Here is a 14,506-nt window from a genome sequence, read left to right on the forward strand (position 1 = left end):
CCACAAAAATCTTCACCTCGGTTTTTCTGGGGCCCCAAAATCTGGGCATATTTGCAAAAATGGAAGTTTTGTAAATAGGGCTTAGTTGAATGTGTGCTATTTGCTAAAGATCTTGTTCTTTTGCAACTTCGAAACATGGTCGATAAAACGTTAGGAATAAGATGATGGGAACCTACAAGCCGCTGCGTGTCTTGTTTCATAAGACCAACTTGGACGCTGCCAGTGCTGTCAATGCAGAACGTAAAAACCGTCTGAATAATCCTGCGACCGTAAAGTACCCGTACCACGTTGGAAATAACCCCCTATTCGCTGTTCTCACTCGCAACATCTATGAGTTGTCGGAAACCATATAGAAAACAGAACAGGAAATTCGCGAAGCGTGGAATGTGTTACCTGGCGTGACACAAAATCACTATTTCTACACACTTCTAGTCGGAGCTCTACGCAGACATCAGCCGTCGTGCCGTTTATAGCGACGACCCAGAACCAGCGCAGATGTGGAGGTTGATTTACGTTGACAAATTCCCAGCAGCATGAACGCGACGTGCTCTACTCACAAATTGAGAATGGATATGGGAGCGTAGTCTACTCTCACGCTGCACAAGAAGAGCAACGCACACGACTCACCCGGACCGAACACCGTATCAAAGTGGCCCAGATTGTGCTGTCCGCGCTTTCAGCCGCTGGACTGGTAGGAGTGTTCTTTACCCTGCAGATTTGGATAGCCTCCATCACTGCGGTTATCACCTTCTTCCTGCTGGTTCTCAACTCGTACAGCTTCCGGCTCGAGATCGGAGCCAAGGCAGCACGACACCGCAAAGCCGGTGATCAACTGTGGCTCCTTATACGAAAGTACTTGTCCCTTCTGGTAGATTTCCCAGAGCTCGACATCGCCGAAGCCCGGAAGCGTCGTGACGTGCTGATAGCAGAGACCGCTGAGGCCTACTGCAATGTGGAACGTACCGATGATAAGAGTTTCAGTACCGCCCAAAAACCCTTAAAAGAGGACGGACTGAAGTAATTCACCAGAGAAGAACTCAACAAGCTTTTGCCGGAGGCACTTCAGAAATAGCCCCTCAACCCGAACTTGACAACGCAAGCTACAATCAGCACCCGGTAGGGCTATTTTTGCCATAACCGCAGTCACTAACTTGAAGCAGCCCACCGCCGCCGCCCATCACCCGTTCATTTATTTATTCACTACTGGATCCAGGAAAACTGCATCCGCACAGCCTTTCCCCGCTCCCCCAAATGCCCCTTTCACCCCGCGTGGAGCATTTTCGTGGCTGTTAGTCTGTAGAAGTACGAACCTTTTTAACAGCAATGTGAAAGTAGCCCCCAAGTGACGCACCTGGCAACAGCTCTGGCATCAGCCAGCTCCTTTACAGCCAGTCCGCCGTCGGCGACCGCACCACCAGACCAGACATTGGCTTCTGAGTTTGCGTCCGGCGGCGTATCGGCAACATTGAATTCTTTAGATTCCGTTCTTTCTGCCCCGGCAACGATTACCCCCCAAGCAAGCAGCTCCGCAGAGCACGCAACAACGCTCGCAGCTCAAGCAGCTCAAGCAGTTCAAGCCACCCAAGCAGCCCAAACTTCCGCCAACAGCCTGACCCTCCTTTCGGTTTCGCTGTTGGTCGCGGTTGCCCTGGCGCTGACCCCGCTGTTTGTGAAGCTTCTTGGTCGTCACGCAGGCTGGCCCATCGTCGCGTTTTTTCTCGCGTCGGTGGTCCAGCTTTCGCGTGTAACGGGCGATATTCTCGACGGCACCACCTTCACCTGGTCCCGCGTCTGGTCCCCGGAACTGAACGCGGCGTTTGCGCTGAAGCTCGATCCCCTCTCCATGGTGTTCAGCTTCTTGGCGCTGTTGGTGGGCTCGATAGTCTTCATCTACTCCACCGCGTATTTGCCGCCGAAGAAATCCGCGATGAGCTTCTACGTCCTGATGACGGCGTTCATGCTGGCGGTTTTGCTCCTCGTGCTTGCCGACGACATCATGCTCCTCTTCATCGGGTGGGAACTGGTCTCGATGGCGTCGTTCCTGCTCATTGCGAGGTCGGGCTCGTCGGGCGAGCTGGGCTCGTTGCGCACACTCCTGCTGACCTTCACCGGTGGCCTGCTGCTTCTGGCCGCCCTCGGCGGTGCGGTGTGGCTAACCGGTTCCACGAATCTCACCGAGGTTTTGGCTTCGCCTGAGTGGGAGGCCAACCCGGCAGCGCGCAGCCTCATTGCCGCGCTGGTGGCCCTGGGCGCTTTCACGAAGGCAGCTCAGTTCCCCTTCCACGCCTGGCTTCCAGAGGCCATGGCGGCGGCAACTCCCGTCTCGGCTTTCTTGCACGCTGCGGCCGTCGTCAAGGCAGGCGTTTACCTGCTGATGCGTTTTTCCACGGTCTTCGCGGACGTGCGCGTGTGGCAGTTGCTGCTGATCGTCATGGGTATGTGGACGGCTGTTGCCACGGCCTACTTTGCGCTGCAGCAGACTGACCTGAAGAAGCTGATTGCGTACTCGACGGTCTCGCAGTTGGGTTGGATTGTCGCCACGATTGGTGTGGGCACGAAGTTCGCGATTATGGCTGCGGTTGTGCACACCATTGCGCACGCGATGTTTAAGTCTTCGCTGTTCATGATGGCTGGTGTGGTTGATCACCAGGCAGGCACGCGCGATATTCGTCGCCTCGGTCCGCTGTGGAAGCAGATGCCGTGGAGCTTTGGCTCGATGATTTTCGGTGCGGCATCGATGGCGGCAATTCCGCCGTTCTTCGGCTTCATGTCGAAGGAAGGCATGCTGACCGCATTCGAAGGTGCGCCGCTCAGCAACACCGGTGTCGTCATTCTGCTGACGGTGGCGGCGATTGGTGCGATTGGTACTTTCGCGTACTCGGCACGTTTGGTGTTCGGTGCATTTGTGGATGGTCCGCGCAACGTGGACCACATCACTGAGGCTCCAATTTCGCTGTGGCTCCCGGCTGCCATCCCTGGCGTGCTTAGCCTTCCAGCCGCCTTCGCTGCCGGCGCTATTTTGAACCGCCCGCTGGACCGCGTGGCCGATACGGTCGGTCAGCTTCCGGCTGGCACGACTCAGGAATCGCACTTGAGCCTGTGGCACGGCGTGAATGTGCCGCTGATCATCTCTGTGGTTGTGCTGGCTGTCGGCGTGGGCTTCATCTTCACTCGTGCCCGCGTAGGCGCCGTCATGGCAGACCGCAAGCTCTTCCCGTTCACTGGTGTGGAGGCAATCAACGCGTCGCTGAGCGTCTCGCAGCGTGTGGGGCGCGCGATGGGCAAGGTGGCGCGTTCGCATCAGCCATCGCGTCACCTGTTGCCGCTGCTTGGTTTGCTCGCGGTGTACGCCCTGGTTATTGCAATCGCTCCGGGTGTCGGGGGCGCTCCGGTGCTGCCGAAGATCGACGGCATCGATCACCTGACCGATCTGATTCCGCTGGTTGTTGTCGTGATTGGCGTGTGGGCCACGCTTCGGGCGAAGAACCGTTTGCAGGCGGCTGTGCTGCTCGGCGTCACCGGTGTTGGTGTCACGCTGCAGATTCTCCTGCTGGGCGCACCGGATGTGGCATTGACGCAGTTCATGGTGGAAATCCTGACTGTCGTGCTGATGATGCTGGTGCTGCGCTTCCAGCCGCGTGCGTTCTCTGAGACCTCGAAGAACCGCCGTGCCTCGGCGGCGGTTGTGGCAGTTGCCGTGGGCTTGGCTACGTTCGGCGCGGTGTGGTTCCTCACTGGCCGTCGTCAGATGCCTGAGGTCGCGCAGTGGTACATCGATAACACTGAGAAGGTCACGGGCGAGACCAACATTGTCAACGTGATCCTGGTTGAGTTCCGTGCTTTCGATACCATGGGTGAGCTGGCGGTTCTCGGTATGGCGGGTGTCGCGATGGCGGCGGTTGTCACGTCTATGCCTCGCTTCCCGCACCTGCTCGATCAGCCTTCCCCGCTTGCGGAGCCCGCTCTGAACTCCATCATGATGCGTTGGCTGGTCCGCTGGTTGGCTCCGCTTCTGTTCGCCCTGTCCGCTGTGGTTCTCTACCGCGGCGGTACCGCTCCGGGCGGCGGCTTCAACGCGGCGCTGATTGGCGCCGCTGCCGTCATGCTGATTTACCTGTCCAAGGACCGCGACGAGCTGGTCTTTGGCGAGAAGATCCCGGCAGTGCTCAGCGCTGCGGGTGTCATCACGGCTATCGGCACGGGCTTCATCGGTTTCGCCAAGGGGTCGTTCTTGGCACCGCTGTACGGCGAGTTCCTGGGTCAGCACCTCACCACGGCATTGCTTTTCGACGTCGGCGTGTACCTGGCCGTCATCGGCATTGTGGCAACCGCGCTGAATCTCCTGGGCGGCCCGAACCGTCCTGGTGTGACCGGGTCGGACGATGTGATGCAGGATCTCTACTCAGACCGCTCAAGCTTGCGGGTGCCGCCGGAGATGGGCGTGTTCGCCTCAGAAGCGGAGAGCGCTCCAGCCCCCGCCCCAGCTCATGCCACCGTTGAGGAGGCCAAGAAGTGATTATCGCCATCATGGCTGCCGTCCTCGCAGGCGGTGGCACGTACCTGGTGCTACAGCGCGGCATGCTGCGCACCATCATCGGTATGACTCTGATTTCCCATGCCGCCAACCTGATTATTTTGTCCACGGGTGTCGGCGCCTGGCGCGGCGAACCGCTGCTGGGCAACGAGACCACTGCGGGCGCTGGCGCTGCCGAGCAGATGGCTGACCCGCTGCCGCAGGCATTCGTGCTGACGGCCATCGTGATTACCATGGCCGTCACCGCGTTCATGCTGGCTCTGTCTGGTTTGGGCCGCGATGACGACACTCGTATCCATGAGGACCGCGAGGCTATGCGACAGCTGTCGACGGCTGGTCGTCGTGCGGGTAAGCACATTCCGTCGGACTCGGATTCCACGGTCACCGGCACCCCAGGGGTCTCTTCGGCTCCGAATAAGTTCCCGCGCGAGACCACATTCGGCGGTGACGAGAAATGGTAGAAGCCTCTGCAATGACCTCTGCAATGTCCCCTTCAACTCTGTCTTCGCTACTGCCGCTGTTTGCGGCACTGCCGCTGATTCTGTCGGCGGTCGCAGCCATTCTGCCGAAGCTGTGGATGCGCGCGACGATGGGCATCGCCGTTCCGGCACTGTCGTCGCTGGCTGCGTTTTGGGTGATGTTCTACGTCGCTGACAACGGCCCGGTCGGCCACGGTGTGGGCGCGTTCCCCGGTGGTATCTCGATTCCTTTCTTGGCGGACACGTTCTCCATGCTGATGCTGGGTGTGGCCGCGGCTGTGGTTGCCATCGGTAACTGGTTCGCCCACGTCGCGGGCGAAAACACTTCGCGGTTCTTCCCCTCCCTGACGCTGATGATGTTGTCCGGTATGTCGGGTGCTTTCCTGACTGCCGATTTGTTCAACTTCTTCGTGTTCATGGAGGTCATGCTGCTGCCGTCCTATGGCCTGATCGCGGTAACCGGTACCTGGCACCGCCTGGCTGCTGGCCGTAACTTCGTGCTGGTCAACCTCTTGACCTCCACGGTGCTGCTGATTGGTGTCGCGCTGATTTACGGCTCGGCGGGCAATGTGAACATCGCAATGCTGGCCGACATGGCCAGCGAGGGCGGCCCCGGCGGCACGGGTGTGGTCGCGCTGGGCATTGTCATCATTGCGCTGTGTGTGAAGGCTGGTTTGGTTCCGGCGCACACATGGCTGCCGAGGACGTACCCGTCGACAAGCCCTGCGGTGATGGCACTGTTCTCTGCGGTGCACACGAAGGTTGCGGTGTACATGCTCTTCCGCATTTACGTCGTGATTGTGGGCATGAATCCCTCCTGGCACTGGCCGATCATTATCATCATGGCGATCTCGATGCTGGTCGGCGCGTTTGCTGGGCTTGCGGAGAACACCATGCGTGAGGTGCTGGCCTACCAGATGGTCACGGGTATGCCGTTCATTCTGATTGTGCTGGCGTTCACGGATGCTAACGACGGGGGCGGCGCCAAGGCTGCCCTGGCTGCGGGTATTTTCTACGCAATCCACCACATGGTGACTGTCGGCGCCCTCATTCTGGGCTCCGGCGCGGTGGAAGAGACCTACGGTACGGGTACGCTCTCTAGGCTTTCGGGGCTTGCTCGCCGCGACCAGGCGGTTGCCTGGGTGATGGCGGCAATGAGCTTCTCCATTGTGGGCTTCCCACCGTTTTCCGGCGTGTGGGGCAAGGTGGGCATTGTCTTTGCCTCTGCCGCCACTGGCGATGCTCGCTCGATTGTTGCGATCACCGCAATCATCGTTGCCTCACTGGGCTCGCTGCTGGCCATGATTCGCCTGTGGCGCGCGGTCTTCTGGGGCCGACCCATGCAGGGCGTGGATGATTCGGTTCGTGTTCCGGGAACGCTGGTTGCGCCGTCCGCCATGCTGGCAATTGTTTCCGTGGCCATGTTCGTCGCGGTCGGCGCCGTCACTTGGGCGACCACCGGCGCGGCCGATGCGCTGCTGAATATTGATGGCTACCGCGAGGCCACACTCGGCGGAGTTGAAAACGCCATCGGAGGTATTTACTGATGAAGTTTCTACACGTTATCCGCTATTCCCTCTGGCTGGTCTGGCAGGTTGTTGTAGCTGCGACGGACGTGGTGCTCGATACTCTGCGCCCGAACCAGAAGCAGCAGCCGGTGCTCATTGGACTGCCGCTGCGTGTGAAGTCTGACCTTGAGGTCACTCTCTTTGCCGAGTCCATCACCATGACCCCGGGCACGCTGGTCTGCGGCGTCCGTGAAACCGATGCGGGACGGTTGTTTATCATCCACGCGATCTTCGGTGCCGACCTGGACGCGCTGTACGACTCCCTCTACGACATGGAGGAGCACCTCGTCCCCCACCTCCGCGATGTCCCCCGCCCGAAGGCATTTGTCTTCGAGGAATACAACGCAGACCAGTTCATTGACCCGGATGCCGTCGTCGGTGTTGCCGCTGAGGTCGACCATGGTCTGCCACTGCCGGATGGCATTGCCTCCAATGGCGAAGACAAAGGAGCACGCTCATGAATGACACATTGATCGATCCCACCGCAGTACAGGTAATTAGCGGCATTGGCATTGCTCTGTGTTCAGTGGCGCTGCTTGTGGGCGTGGTGCTGATCTTCCGGGTCAAGGGCAATGTCTCACGCGCAGTGCTTTCCGACGCCGCCTTCTACCCCATGGTGGGAGTGTTCCTCACAACTGCCATGCTGCGGACTACAGCCATTACTTTCGATATTGCAATGCTGGCGGGCTTGCTTGGCATTTTGTCGACCGTGGGCCTGGCCCGAGTTATTTCCCGTGGCCGCCGCTAAGACCGATTAAGGACGAATCGCACTATGAGTATCGCTTCAATCCTTGTAACTATCTTGTTTGCCGTGCTGGTCATTGGCGGATCTCTGTACCTGCTCCTGGCGGGCGTGGCCATGTGGCGCTCTAAAGATGCCCTGAGCCGGTTGAACCAACTTTCCGCCGGAATCATGGTGGGCATCCCCGCGCTGGTGATTGCCAACTTGGTCTTAGAGGCCGACCAGGGCGATCTGACGTGGGGCAAAACCCTCACCGCCATTCTGGCCATTGTTGCTGTCCTGGTCGTCGCTACCGTCGCCTCCGAAGTACTTGGACGCGCGGTGCTGGGTGCCCGTGACGGCTCCGCTGAGGACTACGTCCCGGAGCGGTAGCTAGCGGCGCGGGAAACGTCCTGAACACACCGTTAGCGGCCAGTTTCACAGCGACCCCTCAGCGCGCTCCGACACCCCCTTTAGGCCACCCGGCCTACCCAAAAGGGGGTATATTTCCCCACACTTTTGGCCTCCCACAATGTGATGTACCTCTCATGGGCTATGGCCCGCTCGTTAACCCCGCTTATGCCCCTAAATTGAGTGGCAGTTTTTGCCATTTACTAAACTTTGGTTTCCCTTACTTAGGGAACCCTTAGTTATCATTTGTGATGAATTTGCCGTTTGCCTGCACCTTTGTGACACCAAGAACAAAACAATCAATGCAATCCCGGTAAATTTTAAGAAAACAACGCTTTTGTCATCCGATATTCAGGCAGAGGCCGGAGTCGTCACAGACACCACAAAACCGCCCTCTTTCCAATGTTTTTAGGCGAATTTGAGCGAGCTTTGAGGGACGCAACCGACCGAAAGCGGATCGAGGCACTTATTTTTTCATTGCAGCCCCTTGCCCCATCGGTTAACTTAATTTCTGTGAGTCAGCCAAGAGCGACTCAAAATCTTTACCCCCGAGAACCTAAGGATTTTCTCATGTCCTGCTCCGCAGAAGATATCGCAACCATCCTCGAAGCCCTTCCGGCCGTCACCGTCGAGAGCCCGCTGCCGGCTTTCGAGCAGCTGGCTGGCAACGACGTCAACTTCGCTAACGTCGGTGGCGACCTGAACCTGCCGTTCGGTAACGACTTCCTGGACATCTCCGTCACCGACGACCACTCCACCCACGACTCCCACGACGTCGAGGTTTCCGACTTCCTGAACCCGGAGACCACCGTCGACAAGTCCGACCAGCGTAAGTTCGACTTCCTGAACCCGAGCATCTCTGGCATCGGCGCCAAGTAAGCTCCTGGGCTTCATGGCAGGACAATAGCTCCGCCAATCCTTGACACAATAAACCGCCAGTCTCTAATAAAGACTGCGGTTTATTGTTCAGTTAAAACCGATATTCTTCATTTCGTTACTGTCTAAAAGGAACACCAAAAATGGACGTCACTCCTATCGTTGAGGTTCTGGAAGCAATGCCTTCCGGCCCGACCGTCAACGTCACCTTCGAGATTAACCCGACCATCGATGGTGACCTGACCCTCCTGGAAACCGGTGACTGGAACGCTCCGTTCGGCCGCGACTTCATGGACATCAACATCACGAACGATCAGTCCACCCACAACGACAACTCCACCCACGTCTCCGGCGTTGAGGCTGATAGTGTCTCCGACGCTGCCGAACAGGGTCGAGAGGTGTCCGAGTCCGCCGAAGAAGCCGACGAGGCTGCAGCTGCTCCGAAGTCGCTTTTCAACGGCTCCCCGAGCCTGCCGGGCATCGGTGCCTAAAACAGCTCACACTTAGGGTTGTTCCTTAGCCGCCCAAACCGGGCCGGCGTGCAGGCAACCACAAAGCCGTGGCTGTCATGCACAGACAGAAGTTTTAAATAAAGCGTTAGCCCTGCAGATGGTTCAACCATTTGCAGGGCTAACGCTTTTCTATTTACTTTGATCTACCGCGTGACTGTGCAGCTCTACTCTGCGGTTTTACTGCACAGCCCTACGCGGTTGCTTTACTTCGTTGCCTTGAAGCGCTTTTCCACCTCGGCACCGAGCCAAGAATCAACGTTGGTCCAGTACTGGTAGACACGCTGCTCCACCTCTGGGGAAACACCCTGCATGGCACCGACGATGTTGTCCGCCAAGCGATCACGCTCGGCATCGTCCATCACGTTGCGAACAAGGTCGCCCGGCTGCGAGAAGTCATCATCCTCAGGGTGCTGCACGTAGGCGCCAGCGTAGAACTCTTCGCCCACACTCTCCCACTGGCCAAAGGCACCAGCATCGACCTGGCCGGCGTGACCGGAGCGCACTGGGCAACCAGCAGCTTTAGCTGCAGCCGCAGTATCGGCCTCCGGACCGCGAGCAGTGGCGTTGGAGCCGTGAACCGGCAACTTCGGATCCGAGTAGTAGTACGTGGCCGCACCATCCTGCGAGAAGGAATTAACTGGGCAGCGAGACTGGTTCACCGGCAGCTGATCGCTGTTGACGCCAAGGCGGTAGCGGTGCGCATCAGCGTAGGAGAACACACGCGCCAGCAGCATCTTGTCCGGCGAGAAGCCGACACCCGGGACCGTATTCGACGGTGCGAAAGCGGCCTGCTCAACCTCAGCAAAGAAGTTGCCCGGGTTGCGGTTCAGGGTGAAGTGGCCGACCGGAATCAGCGGGTAGTCCTTCTGGGACCAGGTCTTGGTCAGGTCGAACGGGTTCACCTTGTAGCTGGCGGCCTCGTCGTAAGGCATGATCTGCACCTTGACGTCCCAGGTTGGGTAGTCGCCGCGCTCAATTGCCTCGAAGAGATCCTGGCGAGCGTGGTCGGTGTTTTCGCCAACCAGCTCGGCGGCTTCATCATCCGTCAGGAACTCCCAGCCCTGGCGAGTCTTAAAGTGGTACTTAACCCAAAAACGCTCCCCTTCAGCGTTAATCCACTGATAGGTGTGGGAACCGAAGCCGTCCATATGACGGAAGTCCTTCGGAATACCGCGGTCACCCATCAAGTAAGTGACCTGGTGAGCGGACTCCGGAGAGGCAGTCCAGAAATCCCACTGCATATTGGCATCACGCAGGCCCGTGTCCGGCAGGCGCTTCTGAGAGTGGATGAAGTCCGGGAACTTAATGCCATCGCGGATGAAGAACACTGGCGTGTTGTTGCCCACGATGTCGAGGTTGCCCTCTTCGGTGTAGAACTTCAGTGCAAAGCCGCGCACGTCACGCCAGCCATCCGGGGAGCCCTGCTCACCTGCGACAGTAGAGAATCGCGCCAGCATCGGCGTGACCGTGTTCGGCTGGAAGACAGCAGCCTTGGTGTACTTGGAAACATCCTCGGTGATCGTCAGTTCACCGAAAGCACCTGCGCCCTTAGCGTGAACAACGCGCTCCGGAATGCGCTCGCGGTTGAAGTGAGCGAGCTTTTCCAGCAGGTGGATGTCGTGGAGGTTAATACCTCCCTGTGGGCCATTGGTTAGCGAGTGCTGCTCTGTAGGAACCGGCGCACCGTTGAGGCGAGTGGTCGGACCATTGGAACCTTCATAGAGATTGGACATGGGGATTTCCTCCTAAAGACAGGGGCTAGATGGCAGTCACAACATGCCCTGACGTTTTCCACCCTACACGAAGTTTCATATTTTGCCTATTAGTCGCCTGAGATTGATATGTGGACTTAATTATTAGTCCGATTAGGTTCGCTGTATCAGCGACAAACAACCGACCCCAAAAGGGCAGAATTTCCTCCACGAAAACCGCACACAATGACCGTCGAAAAGCACTTACCGCGCTTTCATGCAATACCTATCAGCACTGAATAAAAGGTATAGCCAGCACTACCACTGCCCGCAGGCGTTGAGGGTAGGATTTCACGCGTACCACGCTGTCAATTTGGATTCTGATCGGATACTTCTGCAGACATGAAAAAACAAGGGAGGGGCGCAAAAGCGCTCACAATCTTCAAGTACACGCTGGCGTTGCTGGCGACCGTTGCGCTTCTCAAGATCGCATTCTTCCCCGCTAACGACGAGGACTATGCGCAAGCAACCGGTGATTTCTCCCAGCCCACCACGGAGCTATCCCCTCAGCGGATCAATAACACGCAGAAGCTGTCTGCCACCATCGTCCCGGACGAGCCCACCGTGATCCGCGCCAACGCTTCCGGTGAAATCACTGACGCCTATGTCAACAGCGGCGGCAACGCCGTAGAGGGGCAAAACCTGCTCCAGGTGAAGAAGACCTCGGTATCTGAGACTGCCAGCACCTCCGGCGGCGCGGATTCCGATGAAGAAGGCGCCGCAGCAGCCGCACCCGAAACTACCGTGACCTGGGGAAACATCACCGCTAAGGCTTCTGGCACTGTGCAGTGGGATATCGTCATCGGCCAGACGGTTGAGATCGGCCAGGAGATTGGCACGATTTCTCCGAACAGCTTCCACGCCGTAGCGCCTATTAAGCCGAGCCAGCTGTACACGCTGGGAGACTCGATTAACAATGGCCGCCTCGCTATCACCGATGGCCCGGCACCATTTTTGTGTGATTCGGTGAAGACGGTCACGGGAAGTGGCGCGGGCTCGCAGAACACTGGCGCCGGAGAGGGTGCTGGCATGGGGGCCGCCGCTGCTGGGAATTCCTCGGGCGGTCCACAGCTGCGCTGCGATATTCCCGCAGATCAGACCGTCTACGAAGGTGTTCCTGCCACGCTGATTCTTGGCAGTGGCACCACCTCGGAGGTCCCGGCACTACCGGTGACCGCAGTGGAGGGACGCTTCCGCGAAGGTGTCGTCTACGCTCCAGCTAAGGATGGCGGCAAGCCCACAAAGATCAAGGTTGAGCTGGGCGCCAACGATGGCACTTTCATCGAGATTAAGCGCGGTCTGAAGGAAGGCCAACAGGTTTTGGAGTACGTGCCTTCCTACAAGGATGAGTCCGCCGGCGACGGCACTGACACCGGCACTGGCGCTGGTGATGGCAGCGACACCGGCTTCGATGAGTCCGGCGATGACGCTGGCTCTGAAAAGTAGGCCCGCGCCATGCTTAGTTTGACCGCAGTCACTCGAACAGTGACGCTCCCCAACGGCGAGGAGCTGCCTATTTTGAAAGGCATCGACCTCGAAGTGCCACGCGGTGAGCACCTCAGCATTGTCGGCCAGTCCGGTTCGGGTAAGTCAACGCTGCTGAACATCATTGGCATGCTCGATTTGCCAGATTCCGGCACGTACACGTTTGACGGCACTGATATTTCCACCTTGTCGGACAGGAAACGCGCTGCTCTCCGGGGCGATAATTTGGGATTCGTCTTCCAGCAGTTCAACCTCTTCCCCTCCCGCACCACGCTGGAAAACGTTGAGGTTCCGCTGATGTACGACCGAGGCGAGAAGTTTTGGAATCGCACCGAGCTCGCCGCCGCGATGCTGGAGCGCGTCGGTCTGGGAGACCGCCTAGAGGCCACGCCCTCGCAGCTTTCCGGTGGTGAACAGCAGCGTGTGGCAATTGCCCGTGCGCTCGTGCGCCAACCGCAGCTCATTCTTGCCGATGAGCCCACTGGTGCGCTCGATGTCGACACCGGCAAGATCGTCATGGATCTGCTCGAAGAAGTCGCCACGGAAAACAATGCTGCGCTGATTGTGATTACGCACGATTTAGAGGTCGCCGAGCGCGGCGATCGGGCACTTGAGCTTCGCGACGGTCAGTTGCACGCCGACTCCGTCCTGCTATCTGCTGCCAACGCTATGCACGGCTCCGAGGAGGCTGCTGATGACGACGAATAAAGAAACAGAATCGAAGTCACGGCCTTCCTTCCTCTATGCAGCAACGCCTTATCTCGGCGCTCTGCTGGAAGCGTGGCATGAGCTGCGCATTAACCGTGGCCGCATCATGCTGTCACTGGTCAGTGTGGCCGCCGCAGTGTGGGCGATGACCACGGTTATTGCACTTGGCAATATTCTCACCAGCTCTCAGGATGCGGTCACCGCACAGAGCACGGGTGTCGCCGGAACGGTCACGTTGACTGCCGGAGCGAGTAGTTCCGGTTCTGAGGATGGTGGCGACTTCGGCGACGGAGGCTTCGGTGACGGCAGCGCCGGCACGATGGCCGATAGCTTTGGAAGCTTCGGCGGCGAGGGCACCGGCGGAAACGGTCCGGACGATTTGAGCGTCATCAACCCGGACGGGTCTATCAATGACGCCTTTTCCACTGCCACGCATCGCCTGGTGGAGACCACCCATGCCAACTTGTGGTCACGAGTTCGCATGCAGCCAGCGACTCCCGAGCAGAATATGGATGACTGCGCACCGGATGATTACGAGTGTTTTTCGCCAGGCACTCCGGAGCTGATTGCCGCTGACCCCGGTTGGTTTGATATCTATGCCCGCACCATCGTGCAGGGACGCCGCTTGGAAGATGCCGATGGCCAGCGCTTGATGAACCCCGTGGTGGTCAACGACCAGTTCTACGAGAGCCTGGGAAACCCAGCGCTAGCCGACCACCCAACCTTCACGTTGCAGGAAACGGGCAACACCACTTTCACCGTGGTGGGAGTATATAAGTCTCTGGGTTCGTGGGATGCCCCGAGCATTGTCACGCACTACGATTCCTTCCTCAATGCCGGCTACGAGGGGCCGGTGGGTGAGCCGCAACTTCTCGTCGCAACGCCTGAAGAGTCCGCGAAGGAGAACCAGAAGGCGCTGCACAATATTCTCCAGGCGGAGCTCGGCCCCAGCTGGAAGGTGAATACCTCCCTGTCGGAGAAGGACACGGAGATTTCCCAGGAGATGAATAACACCATCACTACGGCGCTGGGCATTATCGGCGGCATCGTGATCGCGCTTGGTGCGTTGGGGCTGCTCACGGTCTCGATTGTCACCATTGGCCACCGCGTCCGTGAGATTGGCATTCGTCGCGCAATGGGCGCGTCAGCAGGCAGGATTTTTATCTCTGTGTTCTTGGAGTCGATTGTCGCCACGACGGTGGCGGGTGTGGTTGGCGTGATTGCCTCGATCATCACGGTCAAGCAGTTGCCGCTGGATAAGATGCTGTCGTTGCCGCTGGAGACCGGCGCCGTGGCCTACCCCGTCACGGCCGCTGTAATCGGCGTGTTAGTCGCAACGTTCGTGGGCGCGCTGGCGGGCATCATCCCGGCCACCATTGCAGTTCGCGTCAAGCCCATCGACGCCATCCGCTTCTAACACTTCAGCCCCCTAGTTCGCCTGGCTGCGTTGCCGCCTGCTTT

13 protein-coding genes are annotated in these 14,506 nt (G+C 58.5%); 12 read left to right on the plus strand and 1 reads right to left on the minus strand.

Annotated features, from left to right (window positions below; genetic code table 11):
* Positions 1 to 514: 514 nt before the first annotated feature.
* The 9 genes from HMPREF2920_RS04480 (at position 515) to HMPREF2920_RS04520 (ending at position 9,080) form a co-directional block, all read left to right on the plus strand.
* Positions 515 to 1,021 (plus strand): SLATT domain-containing protein, encoded by a 507-nt coding sequence (locus tag HMPREF2920_RS04480; RefSeq protein WP_070546320.1) that lies wholly within the window; start codon positions 515 to 517, stop codon positions 1,019 to 1,021.
* Positions 1,022 to 1,609: 588 nt separating this feature from the next.
* Positions 1,610 to 4,516, plus strand: a complete 2,907-nt coding sequence (locus HMPREF2920_RS04485) for a DUF4040 family protein (RefSeq protein ID WP_070546380.1) — start codon at positions 1,610 to 1,612, stop codon at positions 4,514 to 4,516.
* Entirely contained in the window at positions 4,513 to 4,995 is a 483-nt protein-coding gene (locus tag HMPREF2920_RS04490; protein ID WP_070546318.1) for a sodium:proton antiporter, read from the plus strand. Before HMPREF2920_RS04485 ends, HMPREF2920_RS04490 begins: the two co-directional genes overlap by 4 nt.
* An 11-nt stretch (positions 4,996 to 5,006) precedes the next feature.
* The gene (locus HMPREF2920_RS04495) at positions 5,007 to 6,560 is read left to right on the plus strand and encodes a monovalent cation/H+ antiporter subunit D family protein (RefSeq protein WP_168163114.1); all 1,554 of its coding nucleotides are present in this window, start codon (positions 5,007 to 5,009) and stop codon (positions 6,558 to 6,560) included.
* On the plus strand, positions 6,560 to 7,042 hold the full coding sequence (locus HMPREF2920_RS04500; RefSeq protein WP_070854038.1) for a Na+/H+ antiporter subunit E: 483 nt from the start codon (positions 6,560 to 6,562) through the stop codon (positions 7,040 to 7,042). Before HMPREF2920_RS04495 ends, HMPREF2920_RS04500 begins: the two co-directional genes overlap by 1 nt.
* Positions 7,039 to 7,329: a monovalent cation/H+ antiporter complex subunit F gene (locus tag HMPREF2920_RS04505; RefSeq protein WP_005511667.1), complete on the plus strand. Its 291-nt coding sequence runs from the start codon at positions 7,039 to 7,041 to the stop codon at positions 7,327 to 7,329. The genes HMPREF2920_RS04500 and HMPREF2920_RS04505 overlap by 4 nt, the downstream gene beginning before the upstream one ends.
* Before the next feature lie 24 nt (positions 7,330 to 7,353).
* Entirely contained in the window at positions 7,354 to 7,695 is a 342-nt protein-coding gene (locus tag HMPREF2920_RS04510) for a monovalent cation/H(+) antiporter subunit G (protein WP_016421914.1), read from the plus strand.
* Between the two features lie 588 nt (positions 7,696 to 8,283).
* Entirely contained in the window at positions 8,284 to 8,592 is a 309-nt protein-coding gene (locus HMPREF2920_RS04515; RefSeq protein WP_016421913.1) for a hypothetical protein, read from the plus strand.
* A gap of 140 nt (positions 8,593 to 8,732) precedes the next feature.
* Entirely contained in the window at positions 8,733 to 9,080 is a 348-nt protein-coding gene (locus tag HMPREF2920_RS04520; protein ID WP_016421912.1) for a hypothetical protein, read from the plus strand.
* Between the two features lie 224 nt (positions 9,081 to 9,304).
* Here the strand turns inward: HMPREF2920_RS04520 and HMPREF2920_RS04525 are convergent, their stop codons facing one another.
* The gene (locus HMPREF2920_RS04525; protein WP_070603603.1) at positions 9,305 to 10,834 is read right to left on the minus strand and encodes a catalase; all 1,530 of its coding nucleotides are present in this window, start codon (positions 10,832 to 10,834) and stop codon (positions 9,305 to 9,307) included.
* A gap of 360 nt (positions 10,835 to 11,194) precedes the next feature.
* On the opposite strand from HMPREF2920_RS04525, the gene HMPREF2920_RS04530 reads away from it, so the two are divergent.
* Genes HMPREF2920_RS04530 through HMPREF2920_RS04540 form a run of 3 tightly spaced genes read left to right on the plus strand, consistent with a single transcriptional unit; the run spans position 11,195 to position 14,462 of the window.
* Positions 11,195 to 12,298 carry an efflux RND transporter periplasmic adaptor subunit gene (locus tag HMPREF2920_RS04530; RefSeq protein ID WP_070652816.1) on the plus strand — a complete coding sequence of 368 codons (1,104 nt, stop codon included), beginning with the start codon at positions 11,195 to 11,197 and terminating at the stop codon, positions 12,296 to 12,298.
* Positions 12,299 to 12,307: 9 nt separating this feature from the next.
* Positions 12,308 to 13,045: an ABC transporter ATP-binding protein gene (locus tag HMPREF2920_RS04535; RefSeq protein ID WP_070854039.1), complete on the plus strand. Its 738-nt coding sequence runs from the start codon at positions 12,308 to 12,310 to the stop codon at positions 13,043 to 13,045.
* On the plus strand, positions 13,032 to 14,462 hold the full coding sequence (locus HMPREF2920_RS04540) for an ABC transporter permease (protein ID WP_070854040.1): 1,431 nt from the start codon (positions 13,032 to 13,034) through the stop codon (positions 14,460 to 14,462). Before HMPREF2920_RS04535 ends, HMPREF2920_RS04540 begins: the two co-directional genes overlap by 14 nt.
* Positions 14,463 to 14,506: the final 44 nt, after the last annotated feature.

The sequence above is a fragment of the Corynebacterium sp. HMSC075F02 genome (genome assembly GCF_001838335.1).
Taxonomy (GTDB): domain Bacteria; phylum Actinomycetota; class Actinomycetes; order Mycobacteriales; family Mycobacteriaceae; genus Corynebacterium; species Corynebacterium jeikeium_D.

Bases quoted from the DNA above. Each gene is read 5' to 3' on its own strand.
- HMPREF2920_RS04495 (WP_168163114.1), top strand. From the start codon at position 5,007: ATGACCTCTGCAATGTCCCCTTCAACTCTGTCTTCGCTACTGCCGCTG.
- HMPREF2920_RS04500 (WP_070854038.1), top strand. From the start codon at position 6,560: ATGAAGTTTCTACACGTTATCCGCTATTCCCTCTGGCTGGTCTGGCAG.
- HMPREF2920_RS04505 (WP_005511667.1), top strand. From the start codon at position 7,039: ATGAATGACACATTGATCGATCCCACCGCAGTACAGGTAATTAGCGGC.
- HMPREF2920_RS04510 (WP_016421914.1), top strand. From the start codon at position 7,354: ATGAGTATCGCTTCAATCCTTGTAACTATCTTGTTTGCCGTGCTGGTC.
- HMPREF2920_RS04515 (WP_016421913.1), top strand. From the start codon at position 8,284: ATGTCCTGCTCCGCAGAAGATATCGCAACCATCCTCGAAGCCCTTCCG.
- HMPREF2920_RS04520 (WP_016421912.1), top strand. From the start codon at position 8,733: ATGGACGTCACTCCTATCGTTGAGGTTCTGGAAGCAATGCCTTCCGGC.
- HMPREF2920_RS04525 (WP_070603603.1), bottom strand. From the start codon at position 10,834: ATGTCCAATCTCTATGAAGGTTCCAATGGTCCGACCACTCGCCTCAAC.
- HMPREF2920_RS04530 (WP_070652816.1), top strand. From the start codon at position 11,195: ATGAAAAAACAAGGGAGGGGCGCAAAAGCGCTCACAATCTTCAAGTAC.
- HMPREF2920_RS04535 (WP_070854039.1), top strand. From the start codon at position 12,308: ATGCTTAGTTTGACCGCAGTCACTCGAACAGTGACGCTCCCCAACGGC.
- HMPREF2920_RS04540 (WP_070854040.1), top strand. From the start codon at position 13,032: ATGACGACGAATAAAGAAACAGAATCGAAGTCACGGCCTTCCTTCCTC.